This is a genomic window from Shewanella sp. GutCb (assembly GCF_002836135.1).
Lineage (GTDB): Bacteria > Pseudomonadota > Gammaproteobacteria > Enterobacterales > Shewanellaceae > Shewanella.
Genome location: NZ_PJBL01000001.1, coordinates 123612 through 141534 on the forward strand (window position 1 = coordinate 123612; position 17923 = coordinate 141534).

Sequence of the window (17923 nt, forward strand, 5' to 3'; positions counted from 1 at the left end):
ACTAAAATTAATTGGTTGTATTGCTCAAGTCTTGGGTCGTTAGTGCTATCCCAAGAGTGCGATATTGCCGATAGCGATCGCGTGCGATCGCTTTATGGCTATCATCGTTGGCAACGAAGTCGATAATCTGACCAAAGTTTACTGCAAATTGCGGTACTTGGTCTGCAAGATTAATCAGAACATGGCGATTTTTATTGGCCCCAAGCCTATCAAAGCCGATTTCAACTGGGGCGCCACCTGCCGGCCCTTCACCTTTAAGGTTATGCGGCACGAAAGATTGCGGTTCAAACTGCCATAAAAGTTCATCAATGGCATAAGCCTGATCTTTGTCAGTGCAATGAATGTAGACCCACTGTTGGTTTACAAACGCCTGTTGAGCCAACTCACACGCAAAAATATGCACCTGCTCTAACGCTGAAAATTGAGCATGGCGCTGCGTATGACTGCCTTTAGGCATGAGATAAAACAGAGTCTGTGACATCGTTTATTCTTAGGGTCAAATTCTTAAGGTCTAAGCAACTTGGCTTTTGGACTGACGAAAGAGAGGATTTTACACTAAAACTAGGTTAGAGATCAGCCCCTTTTTACAGGGACTGAGGTTTTAAGTGTGGCTATTATTTCTTAAGGTTTACTTGAGCTCTGAATTAGGAGCAGTGTCTAAAAACGATTAAAGCGTTTATATAAAGAAAAGCTGAATTTTTTAGTGCTAAATATCAAGTTTTTCTTTCTTAGGTTTGAACACTTTGGAGGCTTTTAGTCTTGGTTTCTTTTTATGAATGGCGATAGTGGGTAAGTTAAACCTTCTACGCTCGTTGTTCACTAGAACATCAGGCATGTTTTCTTCACAATAATGAGCAAACTGTTCTAAGTAAATACGTGAATATGCGCCACTCTCTATAGTTAAAGGTTCATCCAAATCAAGCCTTTTGTGTTTAACCCATGCTTCTAAAGAGTACCAAGTGGATAGATACATTGGCCCCCAAATATTCATAAAGTGGTTTCTTGAAATCAAATTATGTAAGGCCATATATCCTATACGTTGCAGCTTTACACTGACCTCTTGTGCTGCTGCCAACTCTTCAGTATTCCAGCTACAGTCGTAGTGCCTTATGTGCTCCCCAGAGCAATTACAATAGGGGCGACTTTTGTGTGCATTTGTTAAAACACGGATTGCTGGTTTTAGCAGATCCATTTCAGCCATCGCCCAGCGAAGAATATCAGCATCTCGTGATAACGAAGATTCCTTGATATTGTTAGAACCTTGCTTCAGGCCGTAAAGTAGTAGACCTGTCAGAATAACCATTAAAATATTGGTTAAGCCAGAAACACCATTCCAGTCGAAAGTCGTTAGTTGAACTTTAAATTCGTCAAACATAAGCCGTTGCTGTAAATGAAAAAAAAAAAGTAACATAGGTAGGGGATTATTCAAGTTGTAACTCTTTGATAGGGAGATCTAGCTGTGTATTTAGTTGCACTGCTCAAACATTAATAAAAAGTGGCTTGATGATGTTTAGCTCTTCCTGCTCTTCCTGCTCTTCCTGCTCTTCCTGCTCTTCCTGCTCTTCCTGCTCTTCCTGCTTGTCCGGCTTTACCCAGCTTTCCACCGTCTTCGTATTCCCGTTCTGTACCGTCTCTGCACTATCCGGCTTTTCACCGTCTCAGCTTTATCCGACTTAGATCCACAGATACAAAAAAACCACTCTTAATAAAAAGAGTGGTTTTCAGTAAAATTAAATTGCTCCCCGGAACACCGACCGCTTGACGTAGCCCTTGAACCGTAGTTCAAGGCGGGTAAACGCATACTTCCTAAGGCTTCTCGATACGAGCCGAGCTTGCACAATGTCAGTAAAACGTTCACCCTGGGTTTTGTAAATATCGGCACAGGGACATTGCCAGCTAGCGCGAACCCCAGGGAGCAAAACTTTTATTCGTAAGCAGGTCAATTGACCTCTAAATGGCTTACGACACTAATTAGGTACAGCTTCAGTAAAACAGATTATAACCTTTTTAGGCCTCTTTAGTAGAACGTTCTACTAATGCATGCTCTAAAGTTGACTGCAGCAAACCGATTTTTTCATCCATCTGCTTGTTATAATCTTGATTCTTCTGTTGTTCTTCCAACAGCTCATAGCCGGTATTTAATGCGGCCATAATGGCAATTTCTTCACGACTAATGTTATTGGTGCGTGCTTTTAACGACAATAACTGATTTTCAAGATTATGAGCAACGTGCCTAAGTGCTGTCTCTTGTCCATCTGGACAAGCGATAGAGTAGGTGCGCCCCATAAGGGTAATTTCAATTGCCTTGTTACCCATTCCTAAAGGAATCCTTTAACCGTGTACTTGAGCGGACTATATCGGTCTAAAAAGCAAAGTGCAACAGCATCACCTCCTAAACTTAGATAGTTTAGATTAATTGTTGTTTAGATAGCCATTAGCGTACAAACATAGAGCGGTTTTGGCGATGGCTATGGTTGATCGCCGATTTAAGTATGGCTTTATTGGCAGCCGTTTTCAGGTATCGATAGCCATTACCATTGCCCTTGGCATTCTTGATTATTGCTTTTGTGGTGGTGCCCGCAAACTTTTAACCACTTTATGGTGGCAACTCTTGGTCGAATCCATCAGTTCTGCTAGCATGAAGCTAGTAAATTTTGCGACTGGAAATGACTTTATGGCGACCCTCCCAACGCTCCGTATGGATAACTTACTTGCGGCACTCAACGAAGCTGAAATTGCTCAGCACCCTGTCGAAGTTCACGGCGCTTTAGTCGGCTTGATCTGTGGCGGTGTTGAACAATCATCTAAAGGTTGGACATCACCTTTATTAGAGCTGATGAATGACGGCCAAGCACTACCTCCAAAATTACAGCTGTTAATCGAAGAGCTCTATCAAGATGCGGTCACGCGTCTGTCCGATACTGACTTTGGTTTTAACCCTATGCTGCCAGAGGAAGAGGAGCCAATATCAAAGCGTGTTGAAGCGCTATCGTTATGGGTACAGAGCTTCCTGACTGGGATTGCAATTATTCAACCTAAATTGAATAAAGCCTCGAAAGAGGTGCGCGAAGTGATCCAAGACCTATCCGAAATTGCCCAGGTAGAATTTGATGTAGCTGAAGACGATGAGTCAGAAGCGGCACTTATCGAGCTGATGGAGTTCACTCGCATGGCTGCATTGCTATGTTACTCAGAGTTTGGGCCAGCAATCGAAGACGACAAACCAATAGACCTTGGTGTGTTGCACTAAACGTCCGTTGCTTAAGCCGCCATCGCACTCGTGTTATGGCGGTTTTGGTTTCTAAGAGACTAAGATAAGTAACAGCAATAACATCAGTTATCGGGTTAAAAATTCCATGGCTAATACACATGCGGTCGAACAGGTTGATATTGCAATCGTCGGCGGCGCAATGGCAGGGGCGATATTAGCTCTTGGACTCGCGCAGATTGCCAAGCAAACTGAACGACCTCTTAAAATCGCCTTGATTGAAGCGCATCGCCCTAATGAGCAACACCCGGGATTCGATGCTCGCTCTATTGCCATCTCTCATGGTTCTATCTTCGAGTTAAAAAAACTGCAGATATGGCCACACATTGCGGCGCTCGCCAGCGAAATTAAAAATATCCATATCTCTGATCGCGGCAATTTCGGCATGACCGAGCTCAATAGCGACGATCTTCACCTGCCTTATTTAGGGCAAGTGGTTGAACTCGAAGCAGTAGGGCAACAGCTGTTCCGTCAACTAGAAAAAAGTGACATCCAGTTATATTGCCCTGCCAGTTTGACTGACGTTGAGGCACAAGCCGAACAACAGTTGCTGACTTTAGACAGCGGTCAACAGATCGCCGCCAAACTCTTAGTCGCCGCCGATGGTCTTAACTCTAAAGTGCGCCATGCTTTTAAACAGCCATTAGAGCAGGTCGATTTTCAGCAAACGGCGATCATTACTAATATTAGAACCGAGCAGCCGCATCAAGGTTGGGCGTTTGAGCGATTCACCCAAACGGGGCCATTAGCCTTGTTGCCGATGTCTAAACGTAATGGCGAACATCGACTTTCTATGGTGTGGGCGTTGTCATCCGCAGAGGCGGAGCAATTGCTTAAGGCGCCCAAAGCGGAGTTTATCGAAAAACTGCAAAGCACATTTGGTTACCGAGCAGGGCGCTTTATCGATATCGGTGAGCGCTTTAGTTATCCGTTAATGCTGTCGTATATGCCAAGGCCTATCTATCATCGCACCGTCTTTCTAGGTAACGCTGCGCAAACATTGCACCCTATCGCAGGGCAAGGCTTTAACCTTGGGCTGCGCGACGTGGTCAGTTTACTTGAGGTGGTAAAGCAATCGCTCACTCACAGTGTAAACAGTGAGTTAGATATCGGTCTAAGCCAAGTGACGCACGACTATCTAGCGCGTCGCAATGTCGACCGAGAAAGCACCATGAACAATATTGAGTTCTTAGTGCGCGGCTTTTCTAATGATCACTGGCCGTTAGTCATTGGCCGAAACCTAGGCTTACGCCTATTATCTTGGTTTCCGCCGCTGAAAGCGCCCGTGGCGCGAAAAGCCATGGGCTGGACAAAAAGTTGAGCCAAGCTGACTGATTTAGTCAGCACCGTTGATATTCAATTTAGTTAAATGAGTAAGGGTTAAAAATGTTAAGCACACAAACTTATGATGTCGCGATTGTTGGCGGTGGGATGGTGGGTTTAGCGACCGCCATTGGCTTGGCAATGGAAGGCATTAACGTTGTGGTGATTGATGCCGGCCAAACCCACGCCGTATCTGGCCCACCTAAACTCAGAGTGAGTGCCATTAATAAAGCAAGTCAGCACTTACTAACTAACCTAGGTGCATGGCCATATTTGGCGGCAAACCGCATTAGTCCTTACCAAAAAATGCAAGTGTGGGACAAAGACAGCCTTGGCAAAATTGACTTCGATGCACATTCCCTTAGCGAAACTCATCTTGGCGCCATCATTGAAAACGACTCTATCGCGTTTGCACTAGCTGAACGCGCAACAGAGTTTAGCGAACTGACCTACATCGAAAACCAGCGTCTTGAGCGTATCGCCTTTGGTGAACGTGAAGCATGGTTAACCTTAGATAATGGCGACAACATCAGCGCTGCATTAGTGGTGGCCGCAGACGGCGCCAACTCTTGGGTACGCGAACAGTGTAAAATCCCGATGACTTTTTGGGATTACAACCACCACGCCATTGTTGCTACGATCCGCACCGAACTGCCCCATGGCGACACGGCAAGGCAGGTATTTGATAGTGAAGGCCCACTGGCTTTCCTGCCTTTGTACGAAAAAAACCTCTGCTCAATTGTATGGTCGGTGTCACCCGATAAAGCCGAGGCGCTACTGGCACTCGACAAGCAGCAGTTCGAACGTGCATTGACCGCCGCATACGATGGCCGTTTAGGCATGTGCTCACTGGAAAGTGATCGCCAAGCATTTCCACTCCGTATGCGTTATGCGCGCCACTTTGCTCGTCACCGTTTGGTATTGGCTGGCGACGCCGCGCATACCATTCATCCATTAGCAGGTCAGGGCGTTAACTTAGGTTTCTTAGATGCCGCCAGCATTATAGAAACCATCAGTGAGCTAAAAGAGCAGGGTAAAGACATTGGTGATTACCGTCATCTGCGCAGTCTTGAGCGCTGGCGTAAAGCCGAAGCGTTAGAGATGATAACCTCAATGGAAGGCTTTAAAAGACTGTTTGAGGGCACCAATCCTCTCAAGAAAGTCATCCGCGATCTTGGCTTAAATATCGTTGATAATTTTGCGCCATTGAAAACACTGTTTATTCAGCAGGCGCTTGGCAACAAAAAAAGCTTACCCAAGCTGTGTAAAAGTGAACAAGATTAACATTCTTCTGTTTTAGCTAAAGCTGAATAAGCTTGTTATTTCATGTACTTGTTGTTTTATCTTTGGAAAACAGCATTTTGGTATGAAATTATTACCATTACAGCATGAGAAAAACTAATGACTAAACTGTTCGGATTAGAAAATTCTTTTGTATACAAAAGCAATACTCAAGGTATAATTTCGCCGCATTTTAATACGACCAAATTGATCTGGTGACAAGCACCCTACACCAGTTGCAGACTCGAATACCCCAAAGAAGGGAAAGAAATGGCTAACAAAACTGTACTTTTTAACAAGCACCTAGAATCAAATGGCAAGATGGTAGATTTCCACGGTTGGGATATGCCACTTAACTATGGTTCACAAATCGAAGAGCACCACGCAGTACGTCAAGACGCGGGTATGTTCGATGTATCACACATGACAGTCGTGGATGTGATTGGTGACGACGCTTGTGCCTTCTTACGTAAATTGCTAGCCAATGACGTAGCCAAGCTAAAAGTACCTGGTAAAGCGCTTTACGGCGGAATGCTGGACCATAATGGCGGCGTTATCGACGACCTCATTACTTATTACCTGTCAGACACTGAATATCGCATCGTGGTTAACTCAGCGACTCGCGAAAAAGATCTTGCTTGGATAAACGAACAAGTTAAAGGTTTCAACGTCGAAGTGACTGAGCGTCCAGAGCTAGCAATGATTGCCGTTCAAGGCCCTAACGCCAAAGCAAAAGCGGCTACGGTATTTAACGCCACGCAAAACACCGCGATTGAAGGCATGAAGCCATTCTTTGGTGTGCAAGCAGACTCTCTCTTTATTGCCACTACCGGTTACACCGGCGAAACAGGTTACGAAGTTATCGTTCCTGAAGTCGAAGCCGAAGCATTATGGCAAGCATTTTTAGACGCAGGCATTAAGCCATGTGGACTTGGCGCACGTGACACCCTTCGCCTTGAAGCGGGCATGAACCTTTACGGCTTAGACATGGACGAAAGTGTTAACCCACTGGCGGCTAACATGGGCTGGACAGTGGCATGGGCACCGGAAGATCGCGATTTCAACGGCCGTAAAGCCCTTGAAGCGATTAAAGCAGCGGGCACCGACAAGTTAGTCGGCCTTGTTATGGACGCTAAAGGCGTTATCCGTCACGGCATGTCAGTATTCTTTACCGACAGCGACGGTGTTGAGCAACAAGGCACTATTACCAGTGGCACCTTCTCGCCAACGCTAGGTTACTCTATCGCGATGGCGCGCGTACCTAATACTATTGGTGATGTTGCTGAAGTAGAGATGCGTAAAAAGCGCGTCGCTGTTAAAGTAATCAAACCATCGTTTGTACGTAATGGTAAGCAAGCGTTTTAATAGATATATGACTATTGGCTAAGTACGTTGATGGACTTGGCCAGTAGGGTAAAATAGCAGTTCAGGTCACTTTAAAAATCATTTTTCATTAGCGTTTAGCTTAGCGGTGAATATAATGATGAGTAATAGCCTTATCCTATTGAAGTGTATTGAAACAATATCCAATAGGTTAATGGCAAAAGAGTGCTGAAACCGCTGCGAAAACACGCAAAAAACTGATATAAGCCTAAATAGGCAAATCAGTAAACGTCTTATTAAATTACAAAATTAGAACAATCGAATAAGGATTAAGACCAATGAGCAATATCCCAGCTGAACTTAAATATGCTTCTTCTCACGAATGGATCCGTAAAGAAGAAGACGGTAGCTACACAGTAGGTATCAGTGAGCACGCTCAAGAGCTATTGGGTGACATGGTGTTTATTGAGCTGCCAGATGTTGGCGACGAGCTAAACGCCGGTGAAGATTGTGCCGTAGCTGAATCTGTAAAGGCCGCGTCAGACATCTACTCACCACTTACGGGCGAAGTTCTTGCCGTTAACGAAGCGCTAGAAGATTCACCTGAGCTTGTTAACAGTGATGCATTTGGTGATGGCTGGTTCTTCCGCGTCATGCCTACTGACCTCGCTGAGCTAGAAAATTTGCTTGATGCCGAAGGCTATCAAGCGGTTATCGACGACGAATAAGTTGTGATAATCAACAAAGCCCCACTCTGCTAAAGACTGGGGCTTTGTCCGTTATATGGCAATGCCCGATAACGTGAACAGTTGAAATAGAGACCATACCAATGCCATTCATTAAATGAGCAAATATGCTCAATAGTGACATTGGTCTAAAACAACGAGACCAGTAAATCCGCTCCCCTACAGGTTGGATACTGGCAAATATGGAACCAGGTTACTCATGACCAAAGAAACCCTTACGCAGTTAGAGCAGCACGAATTATTTCTTCGCCGTCATATCGGTCCAGGTGCCGAACAGCAGCAAGAGATGCTGAATTTTGTGGGTGCTGAATCGTTAGAAGACTTGACCGAACAAATCGTGCCAGGATCAATTCTTCTTAATCGTGATCTCGCCGTTGGCGATTCATGTGGTGAAGCTGAAGGCTTAGCTTATATTCGTCAAATTGCGGATAAAAATAAAGTCTTTAAAAGCTACATAGGTATGGGTTACTACGGTACTGAAGTACCGAGCGTTATCCAACGTAACGTGCTTGAAAATCCAGGTTGGTACACGGCGTATACGCCATACCAGCCAGAGATCGCTCAAGGTCGTCTTGAAGCGATTCTTAATTTCCAGCAGCTATCAATGGACCTCACCGGTCTTGATCTTGCTTCTTCATCACTGCTTGATGAAGCCACCGCTGCCGCGGAAGCAATGGCGCTGGCTAAGCGTGTTTCTAAAGCGAAAAAAGCCAACATCTTCTTTGTGGCTGATGACGTATTCCCACAGACACTCGACGTGGTAAAAACCCGCGCCGAATGCTTTGGTTTTGAAGTTGTTGTTGGCCCTGCAGCTGACGCCGTTAACTACGAGCTGTTTGGTGCACTGTTCCAGTACACTAACCGCTACGGTCAAATCTGCGATTACACAGAACTCTTTACCCAGTTGCATGAGAAAAAGGCCATCGTTTCAGTCGCGGCCGACATCATGTCACTGGTGATGCTTAAATCTCCAGGTTCTATGGGCGCCGATGTCGTATTGGGTAACTCACAGCGCTTTGGTGTGCCAATGGGCTTTGGTGGTCCACACGCTGCATTCTTCGTGACCCGTGACGCCTTTAAACGTTCACTGCCCGGTCGTATTATCGGAGTATCACAAGATACTCGCGGTAACCGTGCACTGCGTATGGCAATGCAAACTCGCGAGCAACATATTCGCCGCGAAAAAGCGAACTCCAATATCTGTACCGCACAGGTATTACTGGCCAACATGGCGTCGTTCTACGCAGTATTCCACGGCCCACAAGGCCTTAAGGTGATTGCAGAGCGTATCCATCGCTTAACCGATATCTTGGCCGCTGGCCTAAGCGCCAAAGGTGTTGAGCTGGTTAACAACACTTGGTTCGATACCTTGTCACTTAAAGGCTTAGACGTTGCCGCTGTGACTGCACGTTCAGCTGTTGCAGGCCTTAACCTGCGCATCGACGCTGACGGCATGCTGGGTGTCAGCTTGGCTGAAACCACCACCCGCAGTGACGTAGCTGAGCTATTCGACGTTATCTTGGGCGCAGATCATGGTCTAGACGTCGCTAAGCTTGATGACGCTATTGTGGCTAACGGCAGCACATCAATTCCAGCTGAGCTAGTGCGCACCGATGCAATCTTGACGCACCCAACGTTTAATCGCTACCAGAGTGAAACCGAGATGATGCGTTACATCAAGCGTCTCGAGAATAAAGATCTGGCCTTGAACCACTCAATGATCTCGCTCGGTTCATGCACCATGAAGCTAAACGCAGCCACCGAGATGATGCCTATCACTTGGCCTGAGTTTGGTAGCATGCACCCATTCTGCCCGCTAGACCAAGCGGAAGGTTATGCACAGTTACTCGAAGAGCTATCAACGTGGTTGGTGGAAATTACCGGGTACGACGCGGTATCACTGCAGCCAAATTCGGGTGCACAAGGTGAATACGCTGGTCTACTCACGATTAAGCAATACCATGAGTCACGTGGCGACGCGCACAGAAATATCTGTCTTATCCCACAATCAGCTCACGGTACCAATCCAGCGTCTGCCCAGCTTGCTGGCATGAAAATCGTAGTTACTGCCTGTGATAAAGCCGGTAACATCGACATGGATGACTTAAGAGCCAAAGCCGCAGAAGTGGCTGACAACTTATCTTGCATCATGGTGACTTACCCATCGACTCACGGTGTGTATGAAGAAAGCATCGGCGAAATTTGTGAAGTTATTCACGAGTTCGGCGGTCAGGTTTACCTTGATGGCGCTAACATGAACGCACAGGTTGGCCTTACATCACCGGGCTTTATCGGCGCGGATGTATCGCACCTTAACTTACACAAAACCTTCGCTATTCCCCATGGCGGCGGCGGACCAGGCATGGGCCCAATCGGTGTTAAAAAGCACCTTGCGCCATTCTTATCGGGTCACACAGTGATTAAGCACGGTCTTGAATCTGACAATAATGGTGCGGTATCTGCTGCGCCATACGGCAGCGCAAGCATCTTGCCTATCACTTGGATGTACATCAAGTTGTTAGGTAAGAAGGGGCTTCGTCAGTCAACGCAAGTGGCATTGCTTAACGCTAACTACATCATGAAGAAACTGTCTGAGCATTACCCGATTCTTTATTCTGGCCGAAATGACCGTGTTGCCCATGAGTGCATCATCGATTTGCGTCCGCTTAAAGAGACATCGGGTGTGACTGAGATGGATATCGCTAAGCGTTTGAACGATTACGGTTTCCACTCGCCAACCATGAGCTTCCCAGTGGCGGGAACCTTAATGATTGAGCCGACAGAATCAGAATCTAAAGTTGAGCTAGACAGGTTTATCGAAGCAATGGTGTCTATCCGCGGTGAAGTTGCCAAGGTAGAAGCAGGCGAGTGGCCAGCGGACAACAACCCGCTGCACAATGCGCCGCACACCTTAGCCGATATCATGGACTCAGAATTTGATTCACGTCCATATACGCGTGAAGAGGCCGTGTTCCCAACTAAAGCGGTTAAGCTAAACAAGTTCTGGCCTACGGTTAACCGTATCGATGATGTGTTTGGTGACAGGAACCTCATGTGTGCATGCGTGCCTGTTAGTGAATATGAGTAATTGCTGCTTAGGCTCGGTGCTGCTAGCTTTCATAAAGAGTTAGCATCGCCAGCGACGCAATTATGGCTTTGGTGTTAGGTTGGGATTAGAAGCTATAGAGATTTAAAAAGCGACCCTTTGGGTCGCTTTTTTTGTTTTGGGATTAAGTTTGCACTGACCTCATTTATTGTTGGTTATAATATCTATCCCACATTAGGCCAAGTTAAGGTAACTTAAAACCTAGTAGTGGATAGAAAATAAGACAATAGATATGACTGTTCTGTTTTTTCTTGTTAGTTAGTTTGAAATAAATTCTCAACTTTGAAATATTCGTTCCAGTGAATTTGCCAATCATCTGATAATGAAAATACAAAAGTACTACCCGAAACATGTACTTGTAACCACTTTTCAGATCTAACTGTTTCATTCTCTCGTAAAGCTCTAGATATATTATTAGGCTTTTTTTGGTTGTTGATGTCTGAAAAGTATTGGTTGAATGTGTTTGTAATTTCTGCACCAGTACTTCTTTCATATCCTAATTCTGTTCTTATAACTAACCCAGAAAATATTATTGGTATATAAACGGTGTCTTTTATTTTTAACTTATTAAAGTTGCTTGGTAATGTGTTAAGGAGTTCTTGATTGATTTCATTTTCAAGTGATATCATATTTCCATTGAGTTTCGCATGAAGATAGATGTCATCAGTCGAGTTATAAAGAGGTAAAAGTCCAGTTGAGTTATACTCATGTATATCTAAAATAGAATTATTTATTGTTCTAAAATCAATTTTTGGAATTTCAATATACTTACCCTCTTCGAACAAAATTCCTTTAGGTTCATCTTTGGTTGAAAGTAAGTCAGCATAGCAACCATAGTCTAATACATAGAGATTAAATCTCTTTCCTTTATGGCTTTTTGCTGAAACACCTTGCTTCACTAGGTGAATAATCCTAGAGTCATAAAGAAATTCAAGTAGATCTTCTTTGATATCAGATCTTACTAAGAAACCACGAGTATGTTTTTCAGCGATTACTTTATTTATGATCCAGTCTAATAAGTGAACCGCATCTTCATTGGAATTAATATCTTTACTTTTGTTGGTGGTATACCATCTTCTTGCAGATTGTCTGATTGCAGAAATTGATATTTTTCTGTTCTCTGAATGCATTGCAGCATTAGATATAATGTGAATTGCATCTCGTGGAATACCTTCAGATGCTCTTACAAATTCTTCGAAAACGGAACTTTGAGTAAAAGTTTCACTTATGAATTTTTGAGGCGATTCAGAACAAATATTATCTTCATCTAATGCTATGCAGTGTCTGTGAATTAATTCCTTGAAAAAGTTAATAGCTTTATCTTTATCATTATCGAAAACCATAAATTCATCCAGGTTAATCGAAGTCGATGCATCAGATGACAGTTCTAATCCAATGTTTAGACCGTTATGTATTGCTCTAAACCTAGAGCGATGTTCGATAGAAGCAATTTTAACAACTACATTTGGTATAGCAAAAAGAATTTTTTTTAATGAATCAGCGAGAAATGGTTGAAGATCTAATGGTATTTCACTCCACTCATCTAGTAGTATCCATAGTTTTCTATTTGGAATTAAATTTATAATTTTTTGAAGTGATTTAGTTATTGCTCCGAAGTGTAGTTTTAACTTTTCTCTACCGGAATAAGTGGTTCTATTTGAAGTTGAATTGGTCGATTTATTTGATTTATTTGCTTTAAAATTTAAAGAAGGAGTTGTAGCTAGACTTAGATCCGTTGATCGATTATGCTCTTCTGAGCATCCGTTCATCTCTTCAATAGCTTTATTTTCATCTATTGAGGTGTTTGTAGAAAGTTCTACGAATGAGTCGAGATAAGGTGCAATTTCAGATATGTCACAATCTGAATTTATACTTATTTGATCTAAAATAGCTTGATGGATTTCACATAAAGTATCTGTAAGTAACCTCGTAGAACGTTCACTTATATTTATAGTTGTATCTGCATATATTCCACTTGTGGAACCTAGGCATCTCATATCTACTTCTATTACTATTTCATTTTTTTTGTAGATCTTATTTTTTAGAAACTTAAGAAGATGTGTTTTTCCTGTTCCTCTTCTTCCATGAATTATTTGGTTATCATCGCTTTTTAATAAAGTAAACACATGCCCTAATTGAACAAATGATTTTACGAGGTAATCATCATCTTTCCTTTCAGCTCTTTTACCTATTTGAAGTAATAACTCATTAATTTTATTCAATTTAACTTCCTTTGAACAATTGGAACTGAGGAAACTTAACTTTAATCTTACTAGTTTTGTACTTTTGGATATGCATGTTCGTCACAATTTGGTGAGAGCTAAAGAGGGGAGTTTGATGTAAATCAAATGCTTGCGTGACTCTTTTCTTGACTAACATAAGAGCCTTACAAGAGTTGTGCGCGTTTCTTCCCTGTTGGCGGTGTCTCTATTGCTTGCACTTTTTACAAGAGAGTTGAGTCTTGCCTGCATTTCCTTAGCTGGCGAAACAATACCCTATTTTTTGTATGGCTTTCAAGTCATTAACGTAATTATGAGTGTAAATACTAAACCAATCATAGAGACCCATCATTAATTACAAGTTTTTGTGCCTCTTACTAAGCTTTAGTTATGATTTAACATGGGTGGCTATAGGTCGTGCTGCTTTGGTGTTAGGTTGGTAAAAACTAATCATAGACAGCCATTATTAATCGCATTAGCTACTTGCTATAGTGATTAATAGTTGTTAATTTGTACGAAATCATTTTTATCACAGGCTATACAGCCTGTTAATAGATTAATGCTTAGTAAACTCTTACGGGTGAAACGTAGGGCTGGCCGCCTTTCTATTTGATACAAACCATACGGTTGTATTGTGATATTCAATTGGGGTTTCCTCCCTAAAGAGGAGCCTGTTCGCATACAGAACGCCACTGACTGGTATGCGGCATCAATTAAGTATTGGATACAATTATGCCTGTCAAACACGTTCAAAGAACTGCTCCTGCGAATAACTACTACAGAAATACCTCTTTCGAAACGCTAGCTGTCAGCTGGTTAACTTATGATGGTTGGGAAGTTTTCACGCCTATCATTGATCATGACATGAAAACAGATTTACTGATTAGCGATGGTGACAATTTTTATCGAATCCAAATCAAAACTGTTGAAACTAATGATGAAAGTTTTCAAGTCGAAAATAGGTGGGGGGATGCCAAAATCGACTTTGTTATCTATTTTTCTAAATCTGCAAATTGGGGCTATATTATGAAACCTTTTATGCAGAAGAGAAAGCCTCTGAAAGCTAAGGGACATATCAAGTTCCATCAGCACGCTAAACCATTTATCAAAGCATTTAGCACGATCTAGGACTAGTAAAGGTGCCAGCCATAGTTAATGGCATAAATAACGACGACCTACTAAGCTTTTAAAATAAGTGGGGTCAGAGTAAACTTTATTCTGTTGCCTTAGAAGGTCGCCCTAGTTTCTTTGGTCTCATGCTTTTGCCTGTCAGTTTTTCTATCTCATCTTTAAACTAAACAATTGGGGTCAGAGTAAACTTTATTCTGTTGCCTTAGAAGGTCGCCCTAGTTTCTTTGGTCTCATGCTTTTGCCTGTTATTTTTTCTATCTCATCTTTAAACTTATCATTTCCGATAGCCATGCCTTTGTGGGTTGCTTGTCGAATATCGTCAATGATCTTAGTGTCTAGGTGATATTTAAACAGTGCTCGATAACATGTTTGTCGTGCTTTTTCTTTGGGGTTAATCGCAAGGTAAGCCGGGTGAGGTGTACAAAGTTGCGAGGCTTTCCCTAGGAATAGTTGGGGTCAGAGTAAACTGGAATAGTTGGGGTCAGAGTAAACTTAATTTCAATCTAGCTGATTTGGTGTTTTGGGATACAAATAAGTGGGGTCAGAGTAAACTTTATTCTGTTGCCTTAGAAGGTCGCCCTAGTCTTTTTGGTCTCATGCTTTTGCCTGTTATTTTTTCTATCTCATCTTTAAACTTATCATTTCCGATAGCCATGCCTTTGTGGGTTGCTTGTCGAATATCGTCAATGATCTTAGTGTCTAGATGATATTTAAACAGGGGAACCAATCATAGAGACCCATCATTAATTACAAGCTTTTGTGCCTCTTACTAAGCTTTAGTTATGATTTAACATGGGTGGCTATAGGTCGTGATAGGTCGTGCTGCTTTGGTGTTAGGTTGGGATTAGAAGCTATAGATATTGAAAAAGCGACCTTTTGGGTTAATGCCAGTAAGCTTAACTTACTGGCATTACAGATTATGCTGTCTTTTTTAGTTTTATCTGCAGTGATAAAAACCTTATATAAAACTAATCTTCAATAAAAACAGTCAGCTCCATATAGTTGGTTTGATAATCAAGCACACTGATTTCATCATCTGTCATGTGATTTCTGTCGGCTAATAACCTACGCCATTCATTTAATGGTTTAACTGAGTCGTATCCTCTAATACCAATTCGTAAATTAGGTAAATTAAGAGAGTCAAACTTTGCATCTAAAGCTGTTGGCAGTTTTAGATCTGGCATGCTACCCGATGCCCCGCCCCAAATAGCCCACTCGGCATGACCATCATCGGTAGATCCCGATAGAGTCATATGAGTCAATGCAACATCCCCAACACTCGTAAAATCATATTGATAAGGGGCTTGCCCAGTAGATATTTCTGCTAATAATGCATTAACAGAATCAGCGAAGCCGTTTGCTGGATCCCAGAGCATAACCGGAGAAGTGGTGCCTTCGGATGTAACAAGGTGTCGCGCTGAGCTATAACTTTCAGCGAGCTTATTACGCACGTACTCTTGACCATATACCGCCGGCCAAACATAACTTTTAATCGTTAAAAATAAGTGGGGTCAGAGTAAACTTTATTCTGTTGCCTTAGAAGGTCGCCCTAGTCTCTTTGGTCTCATGCTTTTGCCTGTCAGTTTTTCTATCTCATCTTTAAACTTATCATTTCCGATAGCCATGCCTTTGTGGGTTGCTTGTCGAATATCGTCAATGATTTTAGTGTCTAGATGATATTTAAACAGTGCTCGATAACATGTTTGTCGTGCTTTTTCTTTGGGGTTAATCGCAAGGTAAGCCGGGTGATGTGTACAAAGTTGCGAGGCTTTCCCTAGGGCATTGACTTGATAACTCGACCATTCATATTCACAAGGGTCATTGACCATATCGGCTCTAACTGGATTAAGCTCTATATAGCGATAGAGTTTAATTAAGTAGTCTTCTGTTTGTACAACAACAATACAACAACAATAAGTGGGGTCAGAGTAAAGTTTATTCTGTTGCCTTAGAAGGTCGCCCTAGTTTCTTTGGTCTCATGCTTTTGCCTGTTAGTTTTTCTATCTCATCTTTAAACTTATCATTTCCGATAGCCATGCCTTTGTGGGTTGCTTGTCGAATATCGTCAATGATCTTAGTGTCTAGATGATATTTAAACAGTGCTCGATAACATGTTTGTCGTGCTTTTTCTTTGGGGTTAATCGCAAGGTAAGCCGGGTGAGGTGTACAAAGTTGCGAGGCTTTCCCTAGGGCATTGACTTGATAACTCGACCATTCATATTCACAAGGGTCATTGACCATATCGGCTCTAACTGGATTAAGCTCTATATAGCGATAGAGTTGAATTAAGTAGTCTTCTGTTTGTACAAGGCAAGACTTAAATCGTCCCTCCCATAGTGTTCCTGAGCGTTTATAGGTGTAATTGAAATACCTTACATATTGTCGACCAAGGGATTGCATCATTTGACTAATAGCATTCGCTCTACGTGGTGTGCAAAGTAGATGAACGTGGTTTGTCATGAAGACCCAAGCATGGATTTCAACATGAAATTTCTTGCTGTAATCTTTTAACCATCCTGCATAGGCAATAAAGTCTTGTTGTGAAGTAAAGCAGGCTTGGCGATTGTTACCGCGTTGAATGATATGCTGAGGTACACCTATAGGGTTGGCTCTAGCCTTTCTTGGCATGTGCAAGTTCCTTTTGCAAAGCTCATTATGCTAAGGAGTATAGGTGAATAATTTTAGTTTACTCTGACCCCACTTGTTCTGACCCCACTTGTTCTAGTTTACTCTGACCCCACTTGTTCCACTTGTTCACTACCACTGGCGGAAGCCGCAGGTGTCGATATGAAACCGAATACCGCCATAGATACCCAAACCGGCCTGGTATTTCTGCCCTACCTTACGATGTATCTCCTTCAGCTTTGACATTAATTCCTCGCGGGAGTAGCTCTTAACCGGCACCATGTCCAAGGCGCAGAACTGCATGTGCTTACTCTGTCCGGCACCGCCAGCGAGGCGATTATACTCATCGGAACGGTCACCAGAGACCGGAATCACATCGCCGATAATCGGCACTATTTCCTGCTGTAAAAAGATCAGCGTATTAGCCATGCTCTGCCATTGGTCGACCTCGGGAAAGGTAAAAACGGAGGTGCCTTTCATCTCCCAACTAGTGCCTTGCAACATCGCTAAGTAAATAGGAATAACTTTCTCGACGCCCTGTTTAGCAAAGAATGCTGTTATCTCATCGTAGCGATCTTCGACGTCGTTAATAATCAACCAACCATGAAAGGCGTCGTAGGTTGGCACCGGATAGCCCTGCACCTTAACGAGCAAGTCTTCTTCGGTGAGCTTAATATCTAGCTGATAGATTTTATCGAGGGTTTGCTTATCGACATCGGCGACCGTGGTGATAGGCATCACCACCAGTAATAACAGTACTATTCGTAATACATTCATATCCATTCCCTAGGCCGTCAATAGCAATCAAAGGCCGATCGCCTTTGATTGAGTATAGGATGGATATCAGCACATTCTTAGATCTCTTCGCGAGCTGCTTTCGCTCGGGCAAAAGGTGCCAGCC

At 43.0% G+C, this 17923-nt stretch carries 16 protein-coding genes and 1 other RNA gene; 7 read left to right on the forward strand and 10 right to left on the reverse strand.

Annotation, left to right across the window (positions count from 1 at the left end; genetic code table 11):
- Nucleotides 1-7: 7 nt before the first annotated feature.
- The 5 genes from CXF86_RS00565 to CXF86_RS00580 form a co-directional block, all read right to left on the reverse strand.
- A complete protein-coding gene (locus CXF86_RS00565) occupies nucleotides 8-481 on the reverse strand; it encodes a DNA polymerase III subunit chi (protein WP_101091798.1) in 474 nt (157 codons plus the stop codon).
- Nucleotides 482-706: 225 nt separating this feature from the next.
- Nucleotides 707-1375, reverse strand: a complete 669-nt coding sequence (locus CXF86_RS00570) for a hypothetical protein (protein WP_102038195.1) — start codon at nucleotides 1373-1375, stop codon at nucleotides 707-709.
- A 103-nt stretch (nucleotides 1376-1478) separates the two neighbouring features.
- Nucleotides 1479-1604, reverse strand: a complete 126-nt coding sequence (locus CXF86_RS22970) for a hypothetical protein (protein ID WP_257985232.1) — start codon at nucleotides 1602-1604, stop codon at nucleotides 1479-1481.
- A gap of 131 nt (nucleotides 1605-1735) precedes the next feature.
- A non-coding RNA gene (gene ssrS, locus CXF86_RS00575) (6S RNA) lies at nucleotides 1736-1918 on the reverse strand.
- Between the two features lie 89 nt (nucleotides 1919-2007).
- Nucleotides 2008-2316 carry a cell division protein ZapA gene (locus CXF86_RS00580; protein ID WP_101091800.1) on the reverse strand — a complete coding sequence of 103 codons (309 nt, stop codon included), beginning with the start codon at nucleotides 2314-2316 and terminating at the stop codon, nucleotides 2008-2010.
- 358 nt (nucleotides 2317-2674) lie between these two features.
- On the opposite strand from CXF86_RS00580, the gene CXF86_RS00585 reads away from it, so the two are divergent.
- From CXF86_RS00585 to gcvP, 6 genes are all read left to right on the forward strand, one after another.
- Nucleotides 2675-3250: a UPF0149 family protein gene (locus tag CXF86_RS00585; RefSeq protein ID WP_101091811.1), complete on the forward strand. Its 576-nt coding sequence runs from the start codon at nucleotides 2675-2677 to the stop codon at nucleotides 3248-3250.
- 106 nt (nucleotides 3251-3356) lie between these two features.
- A complete protein-coding gene (gene ubiH, locus CXF86_RS00590; protein ID WP_102038082.1) occupies nucleotides 3357-4589 on the forward strand; it encodes a 2-octaprenyl-6-methoxyphenyl hydroxylase in 1233 nt (410 codons plus the stop codon).
- 65 nt (nucleotides 4590-4654) lie between these two features.
- Complete coding sequence (locus tag CXF86_RS00595; protein WP_101091802.1) at nucleotides 4655-5875, forward strand: FAD-dependent monooxygenase; 1221 nt, start codon at nucleotides 4655-4657, stop codon at nucleotides 5873-5875.
- A gap of 267 nt (nucleotides 5876-6142) precedes the next feature.
- Nucleotides 6143-7237 (forward strand): glycine cleavage system aminomethyltransferase GcvT, encoded by a 1095-nt coding sequence (gene gcvT, locus CXF86_RS00600; RefSeq protein ID WP_102038083.1) that lies wholly within the window; start codon nucleotides 6143-6145, stop codon nucleotides 7235-7237.
- A gap of 296 nt (nucleotides 7238-7533) precedes the next feature.
- Nucleotides 7534-7923, forward strand: a complete 390-nt coding sequence (gene gcvH / locus CXF86_RS00605) for a glycine cleavage system protein GcvH (RefSeq protein ID WP_101091804.1) — start codon at nucleotides 7534-7536, stop codon at nucleotides 7921-7923.
- A 217-nt stretch (nucleotides 7924-8140) separates the two neighbouring features.
- The gene (gcvP, locus tag CXF86_RS00610; RefSeq protein ID WP_101091805.1) at nucleotides 8141-11029 is read left to right on the forward strand and encodes an aminomethyl-transferring glycine dehydrogenase; all 2889 of its coding nucleotides are present in this window, start codon (nucleotides 8141-8143) and stop codon (nucleotides 11027-11029) included.
- A gap of 272 nt (nucleotides 11030-11301) precedes the next feature.
- On the opposite strand, the gene CXF86_RS00615 is transcribed toward gcvP, so the two are convergent.
- The gene (locus CXF86_RS00615) at nucleotides 11302-13269 is read right to left on the reverse strand and encodes an ORC-CDC6 family AAA ATPase (protein ID WP_102038084.1); all 1968 of its coding nucleotides are present in this window, start codon (nucleotides 13267-13269) and stop codon (nucleotides 11302-11304) included.
- Between the two features lie 729 nt (nucleotides 13270-13998).
- Between CXF86_RS00615 and CXF86_RS00620 the strand changes: the two genes are divergently transcribed.
- Nucleotides 13999-14394, forward strand: coding sequence for a PDDEXK-like family protein (locus CXF86_RS00620; RefSeq protein WP_102038085.1), 396 nt, complete (start codon nucleotides 13999-14001; stop codon nucleotides 14392-14394).
- A 971-nt stretch (nucleotides 14395-15365) separates the two neighbouring features.
- On the opposite strand, the gene CXF86_RS00635 is transcribed toward CXF86_RS00620, so the two are convergent.
- The 4 genes from CXF86_RS00635 to CXF86_RS00650 all read right to left on the reverse strand — a co-directional run bounded on the left by CXF86_RS00635 (nucleotide 15366) and on the right by CXF86_RS00650 (nucleotide 17799).
- Nucleotides 15366-15848 carry a hypothetical protein gene (locus tag CXF86_RS00635; protein ID WP_102038086.1) on the reverse strand — a complete coding sequence of 161 codons (483 nt, stop codon included), beginning with the start codon at nucleotides 15846-15848 and terminating at the stop codon, nucleotides 15366-15368.
- Between the two features lie 72 nt (nucleotides 15849-15920).
- On the reverse strand, nucleotides 15921-16226 hold the full coding sequence (locus CXF86_RS00640) for a transposase (protein ID WP_180960976.1): 306 nt from the start codon (nucleotides 16224-16226) through the stop codon (nucleotides 15921-15923).
- 106 nt (nucleotides 16227-16332) lie between these two features.
- Entirely contained in the window at nucleotides 16333-17025 is a 693-nt protein-coding gene (locus CXF86_RS00645; RefSeq protein ID WP_102038087.1) for a transposase, read from the reverse strand.
- 129 nt (nucleotides 17026-17154) lie between these two features.
- Nucleotides 17155-17799, reverse strand: a complete 645-nt coding sequence (locus CXF86_RS00650; RefSeq protein WP_232775153.1) for a D-Ala-D-Ala carboxypeptidase family metallohydrolase — start codon at nucleotides 17797-17799, stop codon at nucleotides 17155-17157.
- Between the last annotated feature and the right edge of the window lie 124 nt (nucleotides 17800-17923).

Bases quoted from the DNA above. Each gene is read 5' to 3' on its own strand.
- CXF86_RS00565 (WP_101091798.1), bottom strand. From the start codon at position 481: ATGTCACAGACTCTGTTTTATCTCATGCCTAAAGGCAGTCATACGCAG.
- CXF86_RS00570 (WP_102038195.1), bottom strand. From the start codon at position 1,375: ATGTTTGACGAATTTAAAGTTCAACTAACGACTTTCGACTGGAATGGT.
- CXF86_RS00580 (WP_101091800.1), bottom strand. From the start codon at position 2,316: ATGGGTAACAAGGCAATTGAAATTACCCTTATGGGGCGCACCTACTCT.
- CXF86_RS00585 (WP_101091811.1), top strand. From the start codon at position 2,675: ATGGCGACCCTCCCAACGCTCCGTATGGATAACTTACTTGCGGCACTC.
- ubiH (WP_102038082.1), top strand. From the start codon at position 3,357: ATGGCTAATACACATGCGGTCGAACAGGTTGATATTGCAATCGTCGGC.
- CXF86_RS00595 (WP_101091802.1), top strand. From the start codon at position 4,655: ATGTTAAGCACACAAACTTATGATGTCGCGATTGTTGGCGGTGGGATG.
- gcvT (WP_102038083.1), top strand. From the start codon at position 6,143: ATGGCTAACAAAACTGTACTTTTTAACAAGCACCTAGAATCAAATGGC.
- gcvH (WP_101091804.1), top strand. From the start codon at position 7,534: ATGAGCAATATCCCAGCTGAACTTAAATATGCTTCTTCTCACGAATGG.
- gcvP (WP_101091805.1), top strand. From the start codon at position 8,141: ATGACCAAAGAAACCCTTACGCAGTTAGAGCAGCACGAATTATTTCTT.
- CXF86_RS00620 (WP_102038085.1), top strand. From the start codon at position 13,999: ATGCCTGTCAAACACGTTCAAAGAACTGCTCCTGCGAATAACTACTAC.
- CXF86_RS00640 (WP_180960976.1), bottom strand. From the start codon at position 16,226: ATGGTCAATGACCCTTGTGAATATGAATGGTCGAGTTATCAAGTCAAT.
- CXF86_RS00645 (WP_102038087.1), bottom strand. From the start codon at position 17,025: ATGCCAAGAAAGGCTAGAGCCAACCCTATAGGTGTACCTCAGCATATC.
- CXF86_RS00650 (WP_232775153.1), bottom strand. From the start codon at position 17,799: ATGAATGTATTACGAATAGTACTGTTATTACTGGTGGTGATGCCTATC.